The organism is Tenacibaculum sp. TC6 (genome assembly GCF_050606265.1).
Classification (GTDB): Bacteria; Bacteroidota; Bacteroidia; order Flavobacteriales; family Flavobacteriaceae; genus Polaribacter.
Genome location: NZ_JBOCUK010000011.1, coordinates 31,820 through 52,733, shown reverse-complemented (window position 1 = coordinate 52,733; position 20,914 = coordinate 31,820). Strand labels below are relative to the sequence as shown.

Sequence of the window (20,914 nt, the reverse complement as noted above, 5' to 3'; positions counted from 1 at the left end):
GCAAAAATACAAATCTTAAGTTTTAATTCTAATTTTTGCGCAAAAATGTGATGTCTAAAATAAAAAAAATACTTGAATCTTTTGTCTCATAGCGCTTCAATCTTAATAATTATTCTTTTTTTTGCAGTAACAACACAACTTAAAAAGTAATGAAACGTATTGTAATTTTTGCTTCAGGCTCAGGTAGTAATGCAGAAAATATTATAAAATATTTCCAAAATTCGGAAGAAATTGTGGTTACTCATGTTCTTTCAAACAATGAACAAGCTAAAGTTTTTGATCGTTGTGAGCGTTTAAATATTGATGCTTCTTTGTTTGATAAAGATAGTTTTATACATGATGATACTGTTTTAAATTTTTTACAAGTTGAAGCTGATGTTATAGTTTTAGCCGGTTTTTTATGGAAAATACCAGCTAAAATTGTGAATGCTTTTCCTAATAAAATAATTAATATTCACCCTGCTCTTCTTCCAAAATATGGTGGAAAAGGTATGTATGGAATGAATGTTCACAAAGCAGTAAAAGAAAATAACGAAGCAGAAACGGGTATTACGATACATTATGTTAATGAGAATTATGATGAAGGTGCTATCATTTTTCAAGCTAAAACTTCGGTTTCTTCAAGTGATACTCCGGAAACCATAGCTCAAAAAGTTCATGAGTTAGAATATGAGCATTTTCCAAAAGTTATTGAAGAGGTAATTTTACAACATGAGTAAAAAGAAAAAATATTATGTAGTTTGGAAAGGAAAAGAAACCGGTATCTTTTCATCTTGGGCTATTTGTAAAAAAATGGTTGAAGGTTTTGAAGGAGCCCAGTATAAATCTTTTGCAGATAAAAATGAAGCCGAAAAAGCCTTTAAAAAAAGCTTTAATGATTATAAGGGTCTTGATACTAAAACTAAAAAACTTTCTGCTGCCGAAAAAGAAAAATATGGCTCTCCTGTTTTAGAAAGCATCTCTGTAGATGCTGCTTGTTCCGGTAACCCTGGAATAATGGAATACAGAGGGGTCTTAACCCATAACAAAAAAGAAATTTTTATAAAAGGACCTTTTAAAAATGGCACGAATAATATTGGCGAGTTTTTAGCTTTAGTGCATGGAATTGCGTTATTAAAAAGTAAAAAAATGGATAATCTGCCTATTTATTCTGATTCTAAAATTGCTATTAATTGGGTAAAACAAAAACAATGTAAAACCAATATTGTTTTTGACTGTTCTAATAAAGATATTTTAGATTTAATAAAAAGGGCTGAAAACTGGCTTAAAAATAATTCTTATAGTAACCCTATATTAAAATGGGAAACAAAAGCTTGGGGAGAAATTCCTGCAGATTTTGGAAGAAAATAAAAAAGTCGAGTAAATTTACTCGACTTTTTTATTTTTAACACGTTAACTGACTGCTATTTAACAGCCATCTTAGTTTCTTCTTTCCAAGTTTGTATACTTGCTATTGTGTTGTCTTTATAATCAACCTCTTTTAATCCATCTTGGTGCCACATAAACCATTTCCCAACTTTCTTACCTGCTTCATAATGGGCAATAGCCGTTTTATTTCCTTTGCTATCAAAAGTAACCCAAGTTCCTTCTAATTTTTTATCTTTAAAAAAGCCTTGTTCTTTAATCTTTCCGTCTTTATAGAAATAGGTAACTTTTACTAAATCTCCAGCTTTTTCATACTTTGGCTCTACTTGAGCTTGCATTGCAGTAAAAGCAAACATACAAGCTAAAACAACTAATTTTTTCATATCTAACACTTTAATCGTTAACACTATCATTACAAATATAAATAAAATTTTACACTTAAACAACATTTACATAACATTAATTTAACATTGAATAAAACCGGCTTCTAATCTCACCAGTTTTTCTTATATTTACTAGGTATTAATCATTTAAAAAAAATTATTATGGCAATAATGAAAGTTATTGAAGTCTTAGCTAATTCTGATAAAAGTTGGGAAGATGCTACTAAAAAAGCAGTAAAACAGGCCTCAAAATCTGTTAAAAATATTAAATCTGCTTTTGTACAATCACAAAGCGTTGTGGTTAATAATGATGAGGTTACCGAATTTAGAGTGAACTTAAAAGTTACTTTCGAAGTAATTTAAAAGCCTACATAAAAACAACTACTATTAATAAATATGCGATTTTGTTTTATTAAAGTCGCATATTTTCTATTTTTGAACATGAATATATTACAAAACAGTTTTGTTATCCTACTAGCTTTAATTCACTTATACATTTTAATTTTAGAAATGTTTTTGTGGACTAAACCTAAAGGAATAAAAGCATTTGGATTAAAAACTAAGAGTTTTGCAGAAGAAACCAAAGTACTAGCAGCAAATCAAGGATTATATAACGGTTTTTTAGCCGCTGGGTTTATCTGGGCTTTCTTACAACAAAAAACAGAGGTTGCCTTATTTTTCTCTTTTTGTGTTTTTATTGCCGGTATTTATGGCTTTTATTCAACTAAAAAAATACAAATCTTTTTTATCCAATCTATTCCCGCACTAATAAGTATTTTATTATTAGTGTTTTAAATTTACTATACAACTACCACTACTACTGAATCTAAAAACTATTTAAAATTATTATTTATTAAACATGGAACAGTACGTTGAAAAATTTAAAGAATTATTAATTAATTATGCTCCTAAAGTTGTAACAGCACTTGCAATTTTAATCATAGGTTTATTTATGATAAAGCTTGTTGTTAAGGCTGCAAAAAAAATAATGCAGAAGCAAAAAATTGATATTACTCTTCAAAAGTTTTTAAGCGACTTATTGAGTTGGACTTTAAAGATTTTATTATTTGTTACTGTAGTTTCTAAACTAGGGGTGGCTACAACATCTTTTGCTGCAATTATTGGAGCTGCCGGTTTGGCTATAGGTTTAGCTTTACAGGGTTCGTTATCAAATTTTGCGGGAGGTACTTTAATTATGATTTTTAAACCTTTTAAAGTAGGTGATTTAATTGAAGCTCAAGGAGTAAAAGGGGTAGTAAAAGAAATTCAAATTTTTACAACCCATGTTAATACTCCTGGAAATAAGTTAGCTATAATTCCTAATGGATCATTATCAAATGGTAATATTATAAACCACACTGCTGAAGGGAAACTTCGTGTTGATTTAACGTTTGGTGTTTCATACGATGCCGACATAAAACAAACCAAGGAAATTTTAATGAGTGTATTAACCTCTAATCCAAAAGTATTAAAAGAGCCTGCACCTACAGTAAATGTAGCTGAATTAGCTGAAAGTTCAGTTAACTATGCAGTCCGTCCTTGGGTTGATGTTGCTGATTACTGGGATGTATACTTTTCTACTACAGAAAATGTTAAGATTGCTCTAGATAAAGCAGGTATTGAAATTCCTTACCCTCATTCTGTTGAGATCCAAAAACAAGGTTAACGCTTTTTTTCAGGGGTTACTACAAAATCCTTAAGATAAAAAGGTTCAAAATAAGCGACATCTTCGATGTCGTTTTTTTTATACTTCTCGTAACTAAGCATGGCCATTTCTTTTGCTGACGGATATTTATTATCAATAAAAATAGCATTATCATTGCAAAGTAGTTCCTTACACTTTTCTGCTCCGTCACCTAAAAAGTAAACTTTATTGCTATCTAACAATTCTTTAAATGAATGTTCATCTATAACCTCTGCTCTTATTTCTCTCTCCTGAATGTACTTTTCATTGTAAACAATCGAATACACTTCCATTCTTCGGGCATCTAACATAGGCACAATATATCCTTCTTTTATATGAACATTCAATGCTAGTGAGTGTAAGGTTTCAATAGAAATTAACGGAACATCATAAGCAAAACATAAGCCTTTTGCTGCAGATACTCCAATTCTAAGCCCTGTATAAGATCCGGGACCTTTACTGACAGCAACAGCATTAATTTGCTGAGATTTTACTGAAGCTTCTTTTAAAACTTCCTGAATAAATGGGTGTAACTTTTCTGCATGTGAATAATTACCATCATTTAGCTCTCTCATTGCTAAAATGTTTCCATTCTCAGCTATATTCACTGAGCAATTTTTTGTTGCTGTTTCTATGTTTAAAATTATGGCCACAAATAACGTTTGTTTTTTGCAAAGATACATTATAAAGAAAAAACCTTACCAACTAAAATTGGTAAGGTTTGTATATAGATTAACTATAATTTATTTCCCCTGTAATTAAATTAATCTACTATAGATTCTCCAAAATAGAATTTCAATACTTTGGTTTTAAATACGTAATCATATTTAGCTCTAATCATAGCTCCTTCAGAGTTTACTAATCGGTTTTTTACCTGATCAAAATCAAACTGAGTCATTGAACCGTAATCATAACTTACCTGTGCGTTTTTAAAAGCCTCTTTTTGAGCTTCTAACGAAATTTGAGCTGCTTCAAAAGCTTTTGCTGCTGCTTTAGCATCTAAAAATGCCTGCTCAATGGTTTGCTGTAATTGTAATTTTTGGTTTTCTAATGACAATTCAGACACTTTTTTGTTTATAACAGACTTTGCAACTCTATTCTTAGTTTGAAAGCGATTAAATATTGGAATATTTAATGAGGCCCCTACGCTATATCTCATCCTATCATTAATTTGTTTAAAAAAGTAATCGTTAGGAAAAATAATGTTATTAAACTGATGAAAATATGAACTTCCGGCTCCAAAATTAAGTGATAATGATGGCAGATAGTTTCCTTTGGCTATTTTAATATCTAAATCCGAATTATCGATAGCTAATTTTGCTTTTTCTATTTCCGGTCTTAACGTTAAGGCTTTATCATAAACCTGTCTTGATGAATTATATAATAATGCAGATGAAGGCGAATCAATCTCTATTTTTTCAACATCAAAATCATCAGCTGATATTTGTAATAATTGCGCTAATTGCAGTAAAGCTAAATTTAAACTATTTTCTTGAGTAACTACATTTTGCAAATCGTTAGCAGCTGTTGATTGTACGTTTAACAAATCTCCTTTAGGAATCGCTCCTGCATCAAATTGTGCTTGAGCTCGGTTTATTTGTTTTTTACTTATTTCTGCTTGAATTTTGGCTACCTCAAGGTTTTCTTTAGCAAAAAGCACATTAAGATATGTATTAATCACTCTAAGAGAAATATCGTTTTGGATTACTTCTAAATCTAACTTGCTTGACTCTACTCCTAATTTTGCTTGTTTAAATGTATTAAGGTTTCGATAACCATTAAAAATAGTAACCCCACTAGATAGGTTAAAACTAGAACTAAAGTTTTGTGTATTTTTTAAAACTCCGCTTCTATCTTGTGATAACCCGGAACTAAAACTTCCATTAGCAGATGCATTTAAATCCGGTAAAAAGTTACCTTTTGCTATATCAACATCTTTTTCTGCAAGTTCAAGACTTAACTGGTTTTGTTTTATAGTTATGTTATTTTTTAGAGCGTAATCAACACATTCTTTTAATGTCCATTTTTTTTGAGAAAAAGTGCTAAGTGTTGATAATAATACTACCAGTAATACAATTTTAGTTTTCAAAACGTATATTTTTTATGTTCAATTAGTTTTTCAATTGCTATTTTATTAAAAAACAAAACATAAACAACTAAAAAAGTCATCTATATTTTATCCTTTTAAAAAAACTAATTAAATTCTATTTTATTAAAACCAAACTTTAATTAGTTTCTAACAATTTTCCAATATATGACGACTAAATTTAAATTATGTTACAATAATATGTTCTTATTATTATCTTAATTTTTAATTTTTTTTCGATGTTGGTATATAAAGTAAAACAATACACCTACAAGTAAGTACGGAAAAACCATTAAATATGTTATTCCGTTATTAACGCCTTCAGCTATTGTTTCATTGCCGCCTTCAACAACAGCTTTACACATGGCACATTGAGCTAATGCTTTATTTGAAAAACAAAAAAAGACTCCTAATAATACAGCTATTGATTTATTCTTAAGCATAATATGGCGATATCATTAAATATACTATAACTCCTGTAATCGCTACATAAAGCCATAACGGAAACGTAATTTTTGCAATTTTCTTGTGCTCAGGAAAGTTACTCAATTTAGCTCTCATAAATGTTATTAATACAAAGGGTATAATAACAATAGAAAGTAGAATATGAGTAATTAAAATAAAAAAGTATATATATCTTATTGTTTCTTCCCCTCCAAACTCAGTAGATTCAGAGGTCATATGATATGCTACATACATTACTAAAAACAATGCAGAACAAATTATTGCTATTGTATTTAATTGTTCATGTAATTTTCTATTTCCTCTTTTAATAGCTACAACAGCTAATACAAGTAAAATAGCTGTTACTCCGTTTATAGTTGCATAAATTGGCGGTAAAAATGATAAGGGTTCTACATTAGGTATTTTTATACCAAATAACGCTGCTACTGCTATAGGAATAACGATAGAAACAATAGTTATAAAGCGTTTGTATTTTTTTTCTTCTGAATTTATATTACTCATTTAACAACAGTTTTATATCTTGTTTTAACTCCTGTATTTGATCTGAAAAACCATGCTCATCTAATGCCCTATAATATACTATCGGGTTTCCTTGTTCATCATACCTTGATCGTATATAACCATCCTTATCAACTAAAGCAAAAAGCCCGGAATGCTCAAACCCTCCATGCGATGCTTCTCCTTTTCCGGCATACATCTTAAAGCCTTCATTAGATAAATTATACACTACATCTTCGGGTTGCCCTGTAAGTAAATGCCAATTCTTATGGTTAATACCATATCTTTCTGCATATGCTTTTAATTGTTGAGGAGTATCAATTTCAGGAGTAATCGAAAAAGATGCTATTCCAAAGTTAGGGTTCCCCATAAACTCATTTTGAATAGTAATCATTTTCGTATTCATTATCGGACAAATAGTAGGACATGTTGTGAAGAAAAATTCAACCACGTACACTTTACCCTCATAATCTTTATTTGTTATGGTATTACCATTCTGATCTATAAATTCAAAATCAGGCACTTTATTAAAAGTATGTAAATCTGCTGTTTTAAAATGTTTTACAATTTTAGGAATAGCATATACTCCAAATAATAAAATTATAAACGAAATTCCAATGTAAGAATAACTCTGTTTTTTCATGTTAGCTTTTAAATTTCTCTATCTGCATTATTTTTCTTTAGAGCCAATCGATATTCAGCAAGTACAACTTTTACGTCATCTTTCATCTTATCATTCAATTCTGCAACAGAAGTCATATCATACCCATATAATATTCCATTTGCAGAATCTTTATCGTCCTTTCTTCCTCGTAAACAAATATCTTTATCTACTATAAATGCCTTTGAGCTGTGTAAATTGACATCTAATGATTGGTTTGTATTAAAACTATCATACATTGCTTTCACAAGTTCTTCTTCCGTAAAAACGAAATTCCATTTTATCATATTTGTAAAAGCTCCTATTTGTTTTTGTAGTTTTTCTACTTCTTTCTCTGTTCCTTTTACAGCTATAACTACCATTTGAAAATCTTTAAAACCATAAAAAGGTTTATATATTTTTTCATTTAAATTGAAATACTCTCCTTTTACAGCCTCTACATCTTTTCCTAGAAAGGTTACTATCGATATTTTTCTGTTAAATTGAGTTTTTTGGCTAACCGAAGCTACATCTGCAACGTGTTCTGTCAACACAGGTAACTTAGCAAAGTTATTAATTCCCATAGACAGAAAAATATAAAATAATAAAGGCACTATAAAAAGCGCAAAAAGCACTATAAACTTTTGTTTCTTACTCATAATCGTATGTTAAAAGCAAAAAAAAGGTGGCTTAAACACCACCTTTTCATTTTTTATGTAATTACCACTTAACTAATGGTGCTAATGTATCAAATAAATATCCTCCTTCTATTAATACTAGAGTTACGAGGTAACATATTAGAAAAACTGCTGTCCAAACCACTGAACGTCTAAACCATGTTTTTTCTCCTTCCATGTGCATGAATGCCCAAGTAATATAATATGCTTTAACAATTGTAAGGATAATGAATAACCAGTTTAATAAACTTGTTCCTAAAACGCTACTTAAATGTAATGCTTCTGGCTTGTAAATACCTAATACAACTTCAACTGCTGTAATTACAGATAAGATTGCTAATACTATCCAAATTCTTTTTGTATTCGATTCGTGCGCGTGTGCTGCCATTTTTACAATATTTTTACAGTTATACTAAGTAGAAGAAAGTAAATACAAATACCCAAACTAAATCTACAAAGTGCCAATATAAACCTACTTTTTCAACCATTTCGTAGCTTCCTCTACGCTCATACGTTCCTAATACTACATTCAAAAAAATGATGAAATTAAAAACAATTCCAGAAAATACGTGAAAACCATGGAAACCTGTTATAAAGAAGAAGAAATCTGCAAAAATCGGATTTCCGTATTCATTCTGAATCAAATTAGCTCCTTCAACTACACCCGTTGCTTTTGCCATTTGAGCTAAACTTTCTTCTCTAGACAAAACTATTTTTTGTTTTGTTTCAGGATTAATTCTTTCCGTTTTTATAAGTAAAGATGGATCATTTTTGAAAGCTTCCTGCACTTGTGCCACTGAATATTGAGAAATAGTTCCTTCTCCTTCAAACCAAAGTCCATTTTTATTAGTATGTTGCTCTCTTACATCCTGTCTGTCACCGTGAACAAAGTCTGCTAAAGCAACTTGATGACCGTCTTTTACAAACTGTAAAATATGATTATCAGAAGTTTTAACCGCTCCGTAAGAACCATTAATAAATGTTTTCCATTCCCAAGCCTGTGATCCAACGAAAATTAAACCAAAAACAATCGTAACAAATAAATAACCTGCTACCTTTTTTTGCTTCATATGATGACCAGCATCTACTGCTAACACCATAGTTACAGAAGACACAATTAAGATGAAGGTCATAAAGGCCACATAAATCATTGGGTAATTACCATGAAAAAACGGTATGTGGGTAAAAACTTCATCGGCAATAGGCCAAGAGTCAATAAATTTAAAACGAGTTAATCCATACGCTGCTAAGAATCCAGAAAAGGTTAGCGCATCTGATAATATGAAAAACCACATCATCATTTTACCATAACTAGCGCCAAATGGCCTAACACCACCTCCGCTCCAGGTCTCTTTTTTGTCAGAATTTACAGCAATATTTGCTTCCATAAATACTTTTTAGTTAATTTTTGTTAAAACAGTGCGCCAAAATTACGCATTTTTAATTATCTAATGAAATAGAAAAAGAAAAATAGATAAATCCATAAAACATCTACGAAATGCCAGAAGATTGCACCAAGTTCAAACCCAAGCATATCGCTAGATGAATACTTCTTTTTAAAATGATTATAAATAACAACTAACAACACAATTATTCCAGCTATTAAGTGCAATACGTGCATAAATGTTATTCCTATTATAAAAGAAGTTGACACTGTACTTTCCGGTCCGGTAAAGTACAACCCTGCTCCTTTTAATTGATTAAATCCAACATATTGATACCAAACAAACCCTATTCCTAATATAAATGTTATTAACAACAAGATAAATGAGTTGGATAAATTATCTTTTTTTAATGCTTTTTGTGATAAAAATAACGTAATACTACTTATCACAATTAATAGGGTACTAATATAAAATGCCTGAGGCAAATCAAAAGTTACCCAATCTTCTCTATTCATACTTACTACATAAGCACTGGTTAATCCTGCAAAGAACATCACCATACTTATCATAGAAACCCACAACATAGGTTTTGCGGATTTTCTTTTTGCAACTTTTAACTCTTCTTTTACTGTTTGTGCTTGCTCACTCATTAGTGTAAAAATTTATCTACTACATATATAATTGGCACTACTGTAATGTAAAATACACTCGCCAACATTAATTTTCTTGCATCTATGTTTTGTTCAGACTGATATAATTTAAAAGCATAGAACAACATTAAAACTCCTAATAAAAAAATAACAATAGCTGTTAACGGATAAATATAAAAGCTACCGGTAACCTTTAATACTGGTGCTATTGACATTAAAATCATAACACAGGTATAAAATATAATTTGTGTAACAGCCCCTTTGTCTTTTTTATCCATAGGCAACATGTGAAGACCTGCTTTATTATATTCTTCATATTGTAACCACCCTATAGCCCAGAAATGCGGGAATTGCCAAAAAAACTGAATCATAAATAAAAACCCTGCTTCAATACCGAATTTTCCTGTAGCGGCAACCCATCCTAACATAAAAGGAATAGCTCCCGGAATAGCTCCTACAAAAACTGCTAAAGGGGTTATTGCTTTCAACGGAGTATAAGCACTTGTATATAGAAAAATTGACACCGCTCCAAAAAGCGCACATTTAGGATTTATAGAGTATAATATAGCAATTCCAGCTACGGTAAAAAAAGTGGCAATTATCATTGCTGTTGTTACAGACATTCTTCCTGAAGGTAAAGGACGATTTTTAGTTCGCTGCATTACCGCATCTATATCTTTTTCTATAACTTGATTAAAAGCATTAGAGGCTCCAACCATAAAATATCCGCCAATTGCTAATAATAGTATTGTTGTAGAATTAATTTCATTAGCTCCTAATAAATATCCGGTAATAGATGTAAACACCACGCTAACAGATAAACCTACTTTGGTAAGCTGTTTAAAATCAGAAACGAGTGTTTTTATAGTTGTCTTATTTTGTATTGTTGAAACAGTACTCACTTTGCTACAAAAAAAATTTCTGCAAAGATATTTCTTTCTTAGATAACCACCATGTTTTTTGAAATTAATTAAAAAAAATAAAAAACTGCTTTGTAATTCAAAAAATGGTGTTATATTTGCACCCGCATTCAGAGTAATGCACGTTCTTTAAAATAACATATTGACTACGCGAAAGTAGCTCAGGGGTAGAGCATCACCTTGCCAAGGTGAGGGTCGCGGGTTCAAATCCCGTCTTTCGCTCTGATCCTTATTTATAAGAGGTATGCTGAAGTGGTGGAATTGGTAGACACGTTGGACTTAAAATCCAATGAGCCGTAATGCTCGTGCGGGTTCAAGTCCCGCCTTCAGTACTAAGCCTCACTGAAAAGTGAGGCTTATTAAAAAAGTAGTCAATAAAATATATACGCAGAAGTGGTGGAATTGGTAGACACGTTGGACTTAAAATCCAATGAGCCGTAATGCTCGTGCGGGTTCAAGTCCCGCCTTCTGTACTAAAAGCCTTAACATGATATGTTGAGGCTTTTTTTGTTTTTACTATAATTTTATGTAATGTTCCTTTTTTAACTTCGTCTAACCCCACAGTTAAAATCGTAAATCATGCAGAAAATCTTATTTATTCTCAGCTTATCTTTCTTATTAAATTCATACGGACAAACTGCTGTTTTTAATTCTTTACTACAAAAACATGTAGATAATAAAGGTTATGTAAATTATAAAGCTTTTAAAAAAGAAGAGGTTAAATTACAAAGTTACTTAGATTACCTTGCTAAAACTTCTCCTCAGAAAAATTGGTCATCAGCTAAAACAAAAGCCTTTTGGGTTAATGCATACAATGCCTACACTATAAAACTCATCTTAGATAATTATCCGGTAAAAAGTATTACCGCTATTAAAAAGAAAGGAAAAGATGCCTGGAATATAGACTTTGCTAAAGTTGGCGGAAAAAATTACACCTTAAACCATATAGAGCATGAAATTTTACGCAAACAATTTAATGATCCTAAAATTCATGTAGCTGTAAATTGTGCTTCTGGTTCATGCCCTCAATTAGGTAATTTTGCTTTTACAGAGGCTAATTATGAAGACAAAACATCTTCATTAATGAAGAATTTTATAAACGATTCAAAAAGAAACAAAATTTCAGAAGACAACGTTTATTTATCAAAGATTTTTGAATGGTTTAAAGGCGATTTTACAAAAAAGAGTTCTTTAATTGACTTTTTAAATCAATATTCAACTGTTAAAATTAATGACAACGCTAAAATTCATTACCTAGAATACGATTGGAGTTTAAACGGAAAGTAGTATTTTTATTTTACAACCATAAAAAATAATGTATGTCGAAAACATATTATGATCCTGCAGATTTGCGAAAATTTGGTAAAATAACTGAATGGAGTGAGGAGCTTGGTAACAAGTTTTTTGATTACTACGGAAAAGTATTTGAAGAAGGAGCTTTAACCGCTCGTGAAAAAAGTTTAATAGCTTTAGCTGTGGCCCATACAGAACAATGCCCTTATTGCATTGATGCTTATACTAAAGACGGCTTACAAAAAGGAATCACTAAAGAAGAAATGATGGAAGCTATTCATGTAGGAGCAGCTATTAAAAGTGGAGCTACTTTGGTTCATGGCGTTCAAATGATGAATAAGGTGAACAAATTAGAAATGTAAAATTATTTTGATTTTTAAAATTGCTTGAATTAACCCAAGAAAAAATTAAAAATAAAACACTTAAGTATTAATAATAAATAACGTTATACTACGATTGGGTACTCTTATTGAAACCTCAATTGTAGTATAACTGACATATAAAAATGACTAAAAAATCTCTTTTAGCACGAAATAACGATTTAGCCAATACCCAACGTCAATTAGAAATTTTATCTAACGGAATTTTTAAAGATGAGTTACCAACTTTTGCAGAAAAAATAAAAGAAACAAATCAGTTTCCTTTACAACCTAAAAAGCTGGAAATTTTACAAATTAATGTTGGGTATATGTGCAATCAAGTATGTGCACATTGCCATGTAGATGCGGGTCCTGACAGAAAAGAAATCATGACTAAAGAAACCATGTTACAATGTTTAGAGGTGATAAAAAACACAGGTGCTCATACATTAGATTTAACCGGTGGAGCTCCTGAAATGAACCCTAATTTCCGTTGGTTTGTTGAAGAAGCAGCAAAAGCAGGAATTAAAGACTTTATAGTTAGATCTAATTTAACCATTATCCGAGCTAATAAAAAGTATCATGACTTACCCGAATTTTTTAAAAAATACAATGTGCATGTAGTTTCTTCTATGCCTCATTGGACACGTGGAAAAACTGATAAACAACGTGGTGATGGAGTTTTTGACAAATCTATTAAAGCTCTTCAAGAATTAAATGCGGTAGGTTATGGTGTTGAAGGAACAGGGCTAAAACTTGATTTGGTTTACAACCCTTCCGGAGCTTTTTTACCGGGAGATCAATGTTCTATGGAAAAAGACTTTAAAAAAGCGTTATTAGATGATTTTGGTATTACATTTAATCATTTATTTGCTATTACAAATTTGCCTATTAGCCGATTTTTAGATTACTTAATTGCTTCTGAAAATTATGAAGATTATATGTATGCATTAGTTGAAGCATACAACCCAATGGCTGTTGAAAATGTAATGTGTACCAATACTTTGTCAGTAAGTTGGGACGGTTATTTATATGATTGTGATTTTAACCAAATGCTTAACTTAAAAGTTGCCAGTAGTGTTAAACATATTTCAGAATATAACGAAGATTTACTACAGAAAAGGCATATAGTTATCAGCCAACATTGTTATGGTTGCACAGCCGGAGCTGGTAGTAGTTGCCAAGGAACTGTAGCCTAGTAGTATCAAAATTATTGATTTACATAAATAGATGAAAAGGTTAGTACATATTCTATTACTTCTAGTAAGCATTGCTACTCATGCACAAGATAATCTGCAAGAATTATTAAAAAAATACAATTCTGAAAGTATTCCTTATATAACAGTAAGTGAATTAGTAAAAGAAAATAATGATTTTATACTGTTAGATGCACGAGAACCTGAAGAATACAAAGTTAGTCATATTAAAAATGCATTTTGTGTGGGTTACGATACTTTTAATATAAAAGAAACTACTTCAAATTTAACAGACAGGAACATTAAAATCATTGTGTATTGCTCTTTAGGAATCCGTTCAGAAGACATTGCTGAACAATTAAAAAATGCCGGCTTTACAAATGTTTACAATCTTTACGGAGGTATTTTTGAATGGAAAAATCAAGGGAATCCTGTAGTAACCGGAAATAATATTCCTACTGAAAAAATTCATGCATTTAATAAAGAATGGGGTAAATGGTTACACAAAGGAAAAAAAGTGTATTAAAAATACTGCCCTATTCCAAATACAAATCCTTTTGATGAATTAGGTGTAATGCCATATCCATAATCTATTCTAAAAACTGCATTGAAAATTTTCTTATTGATAAACCTTAACCCTAAACCTGAATACATTTTTATATTTTCATGTTGTACAAAGTCGCTTAACTTTCCTCCGGGTGAACGCCATGATCCTATATCTGTAAAAATATTTCCTTGCAACACAAACCATTTTCTTTCATACAACGTATATCTATATTCTGTATTCCAAACAATACTACCTGTACCTCTATCAACCAAAATACCAACCCCTCTTAAGTTTATATTATTATCTAAAGCAAAAGGGGCAAAAGGAGTATTGGCGTTTGATGATAATCCTACTCGTAAACGATTAGCCCAATTACCTTTTTCTCCTATTCGTTTAAAATAAAAAACATCATTCCAAGCAATGAAAAAATCATCTTGATACGGGTTTACAGTTGTTACATACTGAGCATATAACTGGTTTTTAAACCCTTCTACATAATGATAGAAATAGTTTAAGTTATCATACGTATAAACAAACTTAAGTAACTTTTTATTTACATCTAATTTTTGAGGTACGTTTGCTGATGTATGACCACTCAAGTAGGTATATTTTTCTTTAAAAAAATTAATCCCTGCTTCTATGCTATTTCTAAAATTAAATTGGTACAACCCTAATACTTCATAAGAAATATTTTGATACTTATAATTTGCTGATTGTCCTTCAAAATATAACGGTTCTTCACTTCCCCAACTCTGATGGTTTAAGGCCAACCCTACATGCTTGGAAAACAAAGTAGGTGCTCTAAAATTTATTCCATACGAATTAAATCCGTTTTGCTGATAAAAACCTCCCAACACCATATTTTTCCCCAGAAAATTATATTCATAAAGACCTAGCTTATACGCTATTCTTCTATGAGTGGTTGTCCAAAAATTAATATTAGGTATTAGTGTAAAATTCTCTTCTACATAAATATGAAGATTGTAAGAGTTTTCTTTTTCCGGAAAAGTTTTAAAATAAGCATAAGAAATAGCCGGCAATCGTTTTAACCGAGCTATATTTTTGGCTATTTCTAAAGAATCTAGTTTTTCTCCCTTTTGTACGCTTAACAATTTTAGAATTGTAGATTCCTTTGTTTTTTTTAATCCTTCAATTTTTATTGTAGCAATTATTTTTTCTTGAGAGATGGAAGGAGTAATTGTTAGATAAACAATTAGTAACAACATCCAAAAACTCCTTTTTTGCATCCTATTCATCTCATAAAAATATTAAAAAGCATTACTTTGTGTAGGCATTCTTTATTGTTTGTTCTGAAGGTTTATTCTGTGGGGTAAATCGGTTATTGTTTTCCCCTCCTACTTTATCATGATTATGAAACCATTTCCAAAGAAAGCCTCCGGCAAACCAAGGCTCTTTCCAAAACTCATTGTAAATTACTTCTAAAGCATTTTTCTGTGCATTTAAATCAACACTCCCTTCTACTCTATTTGAGCTCCAAGGTTCTTTTCCTGTAAAATGCACACTTCTATAACCATACTCCGTAAATAAAACAGGTTTACTAAATCTTTCCCTAATCTTAATTATTTCTTTTTTATGAGCCTCCCAGCCTTTTGTAAGTTCTTCTATAGTAGGTGATTTTTTATCACTTAAAGGAAAGTACGCATCAATTCCTATAAAATCCAACTCATTCCAAAACGATAATCTTTTGTATTCATCCCAATTGGCAGCGTAAGTAATTTTTCCGGAATATACTTTTTTTACTTCGGAAATTAACTTGCTCCAATATTGAGGCCTGTTCAATACAAATTTTTCTAATTCTGTGCCAATACAAAAAATTTCAATGTCCAGTTTTTGTGCTAATTCGGCATAGGTAAGAATAAATTTGGAATATGAATTTTCAAGCTGTTCCCACTTATCTTCCGAATTCATGGTTATCAACCCGGTATACTTTCCATGCCATACCCAAATTTGAGGTTTTAGCATTAATTTAATTTCACTCTTTTTAAATTCATTGGCATACTGCTCAATTCCTTCCTTTGTTTCACCAAACCATTGTCGTGAAGAATTAAATATAATTTTTGGAGAATTAATATCTTCAATAAAACCAAAAGGCATCAATGAAACATAGTTTGCTGATACCTTTTTTACCGGTTGAATATTTTCGTGAGTTATTTTATTTGGCGAGGCCACAAAACTTACTCCATTAATTTTTTTTCCTTGACTTTCACAAGATGAATGGAGAAAAATTGCACTTAATATTAGGAGCCATTTATATTTCATAGCACCAATTTAAACTATTTATATTAAAATAAAGCTCTTAGTCCTAAATTAAAACTTTGTCCTAAACCTGTATCAGTTCCTCTAACAAAATTGCTATATAACACCTCTAAGTTTAGTATTTTAGTTATTTGATATTTTCCTCCTACACCAAGTGCTGTATAATTTTGTGTAAACTCTCCAAAACGTTCAGCGTGTTGAGCAAATACTAATACGGTAGACTTATCAGTTGGAAAATAACTTAAAAAAGCTCCTGGAACCATTAAAAATGTATTATTGGCAAAGCTTTGCTCTTCTCCAAAATTATATTCTGTATTAATTTCTGTAAATATTTGCCATTTACCTCCGCTAAATGTATGATCAAAAAAGAAACGATTTTGTAAAGCCCAAGCTGTTTGATCTAAATACACTCCATTGGCATCAACTTCTTCATCAGCTAACGGAATATGAAGAGCTGTTTGAATTGAAAAATTTCCTACATTTTTAAATGGTTGAAATTTTATAGCTGGTGCAATAGTGGTAATTCCTTTTCTATCTGAATTTGTATCTTTTAAACTAAACACCGATAATGCTTGACGACCTCCTCTTGTATTAGAACGAAACTCTATAATTGCCCCCACATTTATTCTGTTATTTTCTGATATACCTGTAAATGCTTCAACCGTTGAGGTAAAGTAATTTTCTCTGGGTTTATCTGCTGTTACACCATTAAAATTGCCTTTGGTTTCTGTATATAAATTATTAAAAAACTTAATATCCCACTGCCCTTTATTAAGTAGTCTTGAAGGTGTGTATGTTTGAATATTACTTTTCGAATTTTCTGAATCTTCTTCTTGTGCAATAACTTGAACTCCGTATAAAACAAAAGTAAGCAACAAGTATTTTAAACTATTTTTCATGGTTTTGATTTTTAATACTGTTTACGTCGGCAAAAACAAAAACCACTTACAAAAAGTATTTTTATTTAAAATGATTCTAAATTTAGTTGGTCTATTAAGTTCTTAACTTTAACTGCGACCTAATTTGCAAATCAACTTTTTTATGGAACACGTTGTGATTATTGGTAATGGAATTTCTGGAGTAACTGCTGCCAGACATATCAGAAAGTTATCGGATAAAAAAATTACTATTATTTCTAATGAAACAGATTTCTTCTTTTCAAGAACAGCCTTGATGTATGTTTACATGGGGCATATGAAATTTGAACACACTCAACCTTACGAACCCTGGTTTTGGAAAAAGAATAATATCAATTTAAAAAAAGGGTTTGTTTCAAGCATTCATCCATCAAAAAATACTATTGAATTTGATTCAGGAGAAACAATGTCTTATGACAAACTTATTATTGCAACAGGTTCTAAACCAAATAAGTTTGGTTGGCCGGGTCAAGATGCTAAAGGCGTTATGGGTATGTATCATAAACAAGATTTAGAAAGTCTTGAAAAATATGCTCCTGATAATACAACCTGTAAAAGAGCTGTAATTGTTGGAGGGGGCTTAATAGGAATTGAATTAGCTGAAATGCTACATAGCAGAAATATTCCGGTTACTTTTCTAGTTCGAGAAAGTAGTTTTTGGAATGCAGTGCTTCCTGAACAAGAATCGGCTATGATTAATAAAGAAATTACCGATAATCATATAGATTTACGTTTGGGGGTAAATTTACAAGAAATTAAAACCGATAAAAACGGTAACGTTAAATCCGTAATAATTGCAGAAACAGGAGAAGAAATTGCTTGTAATGTAGTAGGGCTTACTGCGGGAGTTTCTCCTAATATTGATTTTATAAAAAACTCTGGAATTGAAACCGGTAGAGGTGTAAAAGTTAACAGATACTTACAGACTAATATTCCATCAATTTTTGCCATTGGTGATTGTGCGGAACAACATGAGGCTATTGATCAACGCAGACCTATTGAAGCTGTTTGGTATACAGGGCGTATGATGGGAGAAACCGTAGCACAAACTATTTGTGACAATAAAACAGCATACAAACCGGGGCATTGGTTTAACTCAGCTAAATTTATTGATATTGAATACCAAACTTACGGATGGGTTTGGGCTACTCCAAAAGAAAACGAAGTTCGCTTTTATTGGGAGCATAGTAGCGGAAAAAAATGTATTCATATAAATTTTGATAAAAACACAAGAGAATTCATTGGTATTAACACATTTGGCATTCGAATGAGACATGAGTTTTTTAACAGAATTCTTGACCAAAAACGCTCAGTTGATTATGTATTAATGTACTTGTCTGAAGCCAACTTTGACCCTGAATTTTATAAGCTTCATGAGCCGGAAATTGTAGCAAAATTTAACAAAGAAAATAATACAAATATTCAATTAAAAAAGAAAAGCTGGTCACGCATTTTTAATCACTAAAAAGATATGAAGACAATACAAAATATAGGTTTAGGTTTATTTATAGTTGGTTTAACCATATTTACTTCTCTTATTTTTTTAGGTAAGTATGAACTAACTCAAGACGTATTTAACGAGTTTATTCAAAATAAAGGAATTAAAAGTGAGATTTTTATTAATGAATTAAAAACATCTACTGTTGGTAAATCATTTTCTAATCCGTTTTCTTTTTCTTCTAACATAACATCTGCTTTAGAAAAAGCCAATAGCGTACATAAACAAAATAATGAATGGGATAAAGTAATATGGGGAAAACCTCATAGTTTTGCCTACGAAATTGCAAAACAATCCGGCACAGGAGCAATTAAAAACAATAAAGGTCTTTTTTGGCTTCTTAGTTTTGGTTTAGGTATTATAGGTTCTCTTCTTTTTATTATTCCTAATGTTATTACATTAGGTCCTCCGGGTATAAAAAACAACGGAGTTTGGTTAAATGCCTCTACAAATAGAGGATGGATAGGTTGGTTTGCTTTTATTTTCTTAGTTACATTTTATATTCTATTATATTTCAGACCGGATTATATTGTAAATTGGACTTATATTGTTGACCCTATCAGTCAAAGTTTAAGTGGTAATTTGGCTAGTCAGTGGTTTTTGTACGGGTTTTTATACTGTGTTGTTATGGTAGTTATGGCCATAAGAATGTATATAAAATATCGTCATAATAAATATCAAGTATTAAGAACCACCTCTGTTTTATTTTTTCAAATTGTATTTGCCTTTTTAATTCCGGAAATCTTAGTTCGTTTTGAAAAACCTTGGTACGATTTTAAAAATGCTTTTCCTCTCGATTATGATTTTTTCTTTAGTTGGAATTTAGACCAATTAATTCATAGCGGAGCTTTTGGATTGTTCATCTTAGTCTGGGGTGTTTTATTAACTTTGGTAATTGTACCTGTTATGGTTTATTTCTTTGGAAAAAGATGGTATTGCTCTTGGGTTTGCGGTTGTGGTGGTTTAGCAGAAACTTTAGGTGATCCATACAGGCAACTGTCAAATAAATCATTAAAAGCATGGAAACTTGAACGCTGGTTAGTACATGGTGTTTTAGCCTTTGCTATTGTAATGACAATTATTACCTTATACTCTTATTTTTCAGGAACACAAAGTGTTTTAGGAATACAAACTCAAAGTATTCAAGATGTTTATGGTTTCTTAATAGGTTCTGTTTTTGCAGGAGTTATAGGAACCGGATTCTATCCAATATTTGGTAACAGAGTTTGGTGTCGTTTTGGCTGTCCTTTAGCTGCATACATGGGTATTGTACAACGTTTTAAATCTCGTTTTAGAATTACAACTAATGGAGGTCAATGTATTTCTTGCGGAAATTGTTCTACTTATTGTGAACAAGGTATAGACGTAAGGGCTTATGCACAAAAAGGTGAAAATATTGTAAGAGCTAGCTGTGTTGGATGCGGTATTTGTTCAGCGGTTTGCCCTAGAGGGGTACTAAAACTAGAAAACGGACCTGAAAAAGGGCGTATCAATCCTACCGATGTTTTACTAGGAAACGATATTGATTTAATGAAATTAGTTAATGAAAAAAAGTAAGCTTGTTTTTACCCTAATTTTCATTAAAAGAAGCACCATCAAAAAAAGATTTTTTATTCTTTTTTTGATGGTAGCTTCTCTCACAATTCAAGCTCAAAAAAAATACCACAAAAACTTTTACAACAATGGCACTGTAAAAGAAGAAGGATGGCTAGATGGAGATACTAAAATTGATTACTGGAAGTTTTATTATAAAAACGGAAACGTAAAAAAAGAAGGTCATTTTAAAAACAATGTTCCTATTAATTATTGGTACTTTTACCGCGAAAATTCTTTGAAAGAAAAAGAAGGTCATTTTATTAATGGTAAGCAAAATAAATGGTGGTTGTTTTATGATAATAACGGACATGTTAATCATAAATGCCAACTTAAAAACAATAAAAAAGATGGGTATTGCTTACTTTATTATAAAGAACAATTAATAAAAGCTGTTAAGTTTAAAGACGGTAAAAAAATAAATGAATGGTCAGATTTTTCCTCTTTTAAAAAGGAAAATAATTTGAAGGATTTAAGATAG

At 30.9% G+C, this 20,914-nt stretch carries 26 protein-coding genes and 3 tRNA genes; 15 read left to right on the top strand and 14 right to left on the bottom strand.

Annotated features, from left to right (window positions below):
* Positions 1-149: 149 nt before the first annotated feature.
* A complete protein-coding gene (locus tag ACQY1Q_RS08225) occupies positions 150-719 on the top strand; it encodes a phosphoribosylglycinamide formyltransferase (RefSeq protein WP_431004822.1) in 570 nt (189 codons plus the stop codon).
* Complete coding sequence (locus ACQY1Q_RS08220) at positions 712-1,350, top strand: viroplasmin family protein (RefSeq protein WP_431004821.1); 639 nt, start codon at positions 712-714, stop codon at positions 1,348-1,350. Before ACQY1Q_RS08225 ends, ACQY1Q_RS08220 begins: the two co-directional genes overlap by 8 nt.
* Positions 1,351-1,403: 53 nt before the next feature.
* On the opposite strand, the gene ACQY1Q_RS08215 is transcribed toward ACQY1Q_RS08220, so the two are convergent.
* Complete coding sequence (locus ACQY1Q_RS08215) at positions 1,404-1,748, bottom strand: toxin-antitoxin system YwqK family antitoxin (protein ID WP_431004820.1); 345 nt, start codon at positions 1,746-1,748, stop codon at positions 1,404-1,406.
* Between the two features lie 162 nt (positions 1,749-1,910).
* Here ACQY1Q_RS08215 and ACQY1Q_RS08210 point away from each other — a divergent pair, with 162 nt between their 5' ends.
* From ACQY1Q_RS08210 to ACQY1Q_RS08200, 3 genes are all read left to right on the top strand, one after another.
* On the top strand, positions 1,911-2,111 hold the full coding sequence (locus ACQY1Q_RS08210) for a dodecin family protein (protein WP_431004819.1): 201 nt from the start codon (positions 1,911-1,913) through the stop codon (positions 2,109-2,111).
* A gap of 78 nt (positions 2,112-2,189) precedes the next feature.
* Positions 2,190-2,543, top strand: a complete 354-nt coding sequence (locus ACQY1Q_RS08205; protein WP_431004818.1) for a DUF1304 domain-containing protein — start codon at positions 2,190-2,192, stop codon at positions 2,541-2,543.
* Between the two features lie 64 nt (positions 2,544-2,607).
* On the top strand, positions 2,608-3,414 hold the full coding sequence (locus tag ACQY1Q_RS08200) for a mechanosensitive ion channel family protein (RefSeq protein ID WP_431004817.1): 807 nt from the start codon (positions 2,608-2,610) through the stop codon (positions 3,412-3,414).
* Here ACQY1Q_RS08200 and tsaB read toward each other — a convergent pair.
* The 10 genes from tsaB to cyoE all read right to left on the bottom strand — a co-directional run bounded on the left by tsaB (position 3,411) and on the right by cyoE (position 10,735).
* Positions 3,411-4,085 (bottom strand): tRNA (adenosine(37)-N6)-threonylcarbamoyltransferase complex dimerization subunit type 1 TsaB, encoded by a 675-nt coding sequence (gene tsaB / locus ACQY1Q_RS08195; protein WP_431004816.1) that lies wholly within the window; start codon positions 4,083-4,085, stop codon positions 3,411-3,413. The two genes, ACQY1Q_RS08200 and tsaB, sit on opposite strands and share 4 nt — an antisense overlap.
* 110 nt (positions 4,086-4,195) lie before the next feature.
* Complete coding sequence (locus ACQY1Q_RS08190) at positions 4,196-5,521, bottom strand: TolC family protein (protein ID WP_431004815.1); 1,326 nt, start codon at positions 5,519-5,521, stop codon at positions 4,196-4,198.
* A gap of 215 nt (positions 5,522-5,736) precedes the next feature.
* Complete coding sequence (locus ACQY1Q_RS08185) at positions 5,737-5,961, bottom strand: hypothetical protein (protein WP_431004814.1); 225 nt, start codon at positions 5,959-5,961, stop codon at positions 5,737-5,739.
* On the bottom strand, positions 5,954-6,484 hold the full coding sequence (locus tag ACQY1Q_RS08180) for a DUF420 domain-containing protein (protein ID WP_431004813.1): 531 nt from the start codon (positions 6,482-6,484) through the stop codon (positions 5,954-5,956). The genes ACQY1Q_RS08185 and ACQY1Q_RS08180 overlap by 8 nt, the downstream gene beginning before the upstream one ends.
* Positions 6,477-7,124 carry an SCO family protein gene (locus ACQY1Q_RS08175; RefSeq protein WP_431004812.1) on the bottom strand — a complete coding sequence of 216 codons (648 nt, stop codon included), beginning with the start codon at positions 7,122-7,124 and terminating at the stop codon, positions 6,477-6,479. Before ACQY1Q_RS08175 ends, ACQY1Q_RS08180 begins: the two co-directional genes overlap by 8 nt.
* Positions 7,125-7,132: 8 nt before the next feature.
* Positions 7,133-7,780 (bottom strand): hypothetical protein, encoded by a 648-nt coding sequence (locus ACQY1Q_RS08170; RefSeq protein WP_431004811.1) that lies wholly within the window; start codon positions 7,778-7,780, stop codon positions 7,133-7,135.
* Between the two features lie 61 nt (positions 7,781-7,841).
* A complete protein-coding gene (locus ACQY1Q_RS08165) occupies positions 7,842-8,186 on the bottom strand; it encodes a cytochrome C oxidase subunit IV family protein (protein WP_431004810.1) in 345 nt (114 codons plus the stop codon).
* A gap of 19 nt (positions 8,187-8,205) precedes the next feature.
* Complete coding sequence (locus ACQY1Q_RS08160; RefSeq protein ID WP_431004809.1) at positions 8,206-9,186, bottom strand: cytochrome c oxidase subunit 3; 981 nt, start codon at positions 9,184-9,186, stop codon at positions 8,206-8,208.
* Positions 9,187-9,242: 56 nt separating this feature from the next.
* Entirely contained in the window at positions 9,243-9,833 is a 591-nt protein-coding gene (locus ACQY1Q_RS08155; RefSeq protein WP_431004808.1) for a cytochrome c oxidase subunit 3, read from the bottom strand.
* Entirely contained in the window at positions 9,833-10,735 is a 903-nt protein-coding gene (gene cyoE / locus ACQY1Q_RS08150) for a heme o synthase (protein WP_431004807.1), read from the bottom strand. The genes ACQY1Q_RS08155 and cyoE overlap by 1 nt, the downstream gene beginning before the upstream one ends.
* A gap of 168 nt (positions 10,736-10,903) precedes the next feature.
* On the opposite strand from cyoE, the gene ACQY1Q_RS08145 reads away from it, so the two are divergent.
* From ACQY1Q_RS08145 to ACQY1Q_RS08115, 7 genes are all read left to right on the top strand, one after another.
* A tRNA-Gly gene (locus tag ACQY1Q_RS08145) sits at positions 10,904-10,975 on the top strand.
* A gap of 24 nt (positions 10,976-10,999) precedes the next feature.
* Positions 11,000-11,085 (top strand) — tRNA-Leu (locus ACQY1Q_RS08140).
* Between the two features lie 55 nt (positions 11,086-11,140).
* A tRNA-Leu gene (locus ACQY1Q_RS08135) sits at positions 11,141-11,226 on the top strand.
* Between the two features lie 106 nt (positions 11,227-11,332).
* Entirely contained in the window at positions 11,333-12,040 is a 708-nt protein-coding gene (locus ACQY1Q_RS08130; protein ID WP_431004806.1) for a DUF547 domain-containing protein, read from the top strand.
* A gap of 32 nt (positions 12,041-12,072) precedes the next feature.
* The gene (locus ACQY1Q_RS08125) at positions 12,073-12,408 is read left to right on the top strand and encodes an arsenosugar biosynthesis-associated peroxidase-like protein (RefSeq protein ID WP_431004805.1); all 336 of its coding nucleotides are present in this window, start codon (positions 12,073-12,075) and stop codon (positions 12,406-12,408) included.
* 143 nt (positions 12,409-12,551) lie between these two features.
* Entirely contained in the window at positions 12,552-13,604 is a 1,053-nt protein-coding gene (gene arsS / locus ACQY1Q_RS08120; protein WP_431004804.1) for an arsenosugar biosynthesis radical SAM (seleno)protein ArsS, read from the top strand.
* A 31-nt stretch (positions 13,605-13,635) separates the two neighbouring features.
* Positions 13,636-14,127 carry a rhodanese-like domain-containing protein gene (locus ACQY1Q_RS08115; RefSeq protein ID WP_431004803.1) on the top strand — a complete coding sequence of 164 codons (492 nt, stop codon included), beginning with the start codon at positions 13,636-13,638 and terminating at the stop codon, positions 14,125-14,127.
* On the opposite strand, the gene ACQY1Q_RS08110 is transcribed toward ACQY1Q_RS08115, so the two are convergent.
* Genes ACQY1Q_RS08110 through ACQY1Q_RS08100 form a run of 3 tightly spaced genes read right to left on the bottom strand, consistent with a single transcriptional unit; the run spans position 14,124 to position 17,324 of the window.
* Positions 14,124-15,374, bottom strand: coding sequence for a POTRA domain-containing protein (locus tag ACQY1Q_RS08110; RefSeq protein ID WP_431004802.1), 1,251 nt, complete (start codon positions 15,372-15,374; stop codon positions 14,124-14,126). The genes ACQY1Q_RS08115 and ACQY1Q_RS08110 overlap by 4 nt on opposite strands.
* 52 nt (positions 15,375-15,426) lie before the next feature.
* Complete coding sequence (locus tag ACQY1Q_RS08105; protein ID WP_431004801.1) at positions 15,427-16,428, bottom strand: glycoside hydrolase family 113; 1,002 nt, start codon at positions 16,426-16,428, stop codon at positions 15,427-15,429.
* A gap of 23 nt (positions 16,429-16,451) precedes the next feature.
* On the bottom strand, positions 16,452-17,324 hold the full coding sequence (locus ACQY1Q_RS08100; RefSeq protein ID WP_431004800.1) for a hypothetical protein: 873 nt from the start codon (positions 17,322-17,324) through the stop codon (positions 16,452-16,454).
* 142 nt (positions 17,325-17,466) lie between these two features.
* Between ACQY1Q_RS08100 and ACQY1Q_RS08095 the strand changes: the two genes are divergently transcribed.
* From ACQY1Q_RS08095 to ACQY1Q_RS08085, 3 genes are all read left to right on the top strand, one after another.
* On the top strand, positions 17,467-18,807 hold the full coding sequence (locus ACQY1Q_RS08095; protein WP_431004799.1) for an NAD(P)/FAD-dependent oxidoreductase: 1,341 nt from the start codon (positions 17,467-17,469) through the stop codon (positions 18,805-18,807).
* Positions 18,808-18,813: 6 nt separating this feature from the next.
* On the top strand, positions 18,814-20,397 hold the full coding sequence (locus tag ACQY1Q_RS08090) for a 4Fe-4S binding protein (protein WP_431004798.1): 1,584 nt from the start codon (positions 18,814-18,816) through the stop codon (positions 20,395-20,397).
* Positions 20,398-20,464: 67 nt separating this feature from the next.
* On the top strand, positions 20,465-20,914 hold the full coding sequence (locus ACQY1Q_RS08085) for a toxin-antitoxin system YwqK family antitoxin (protein WP_431004797.1): 450 nt from the start codon (positions 20,465-20,467) through the stop codon (positions 20,912-20,914).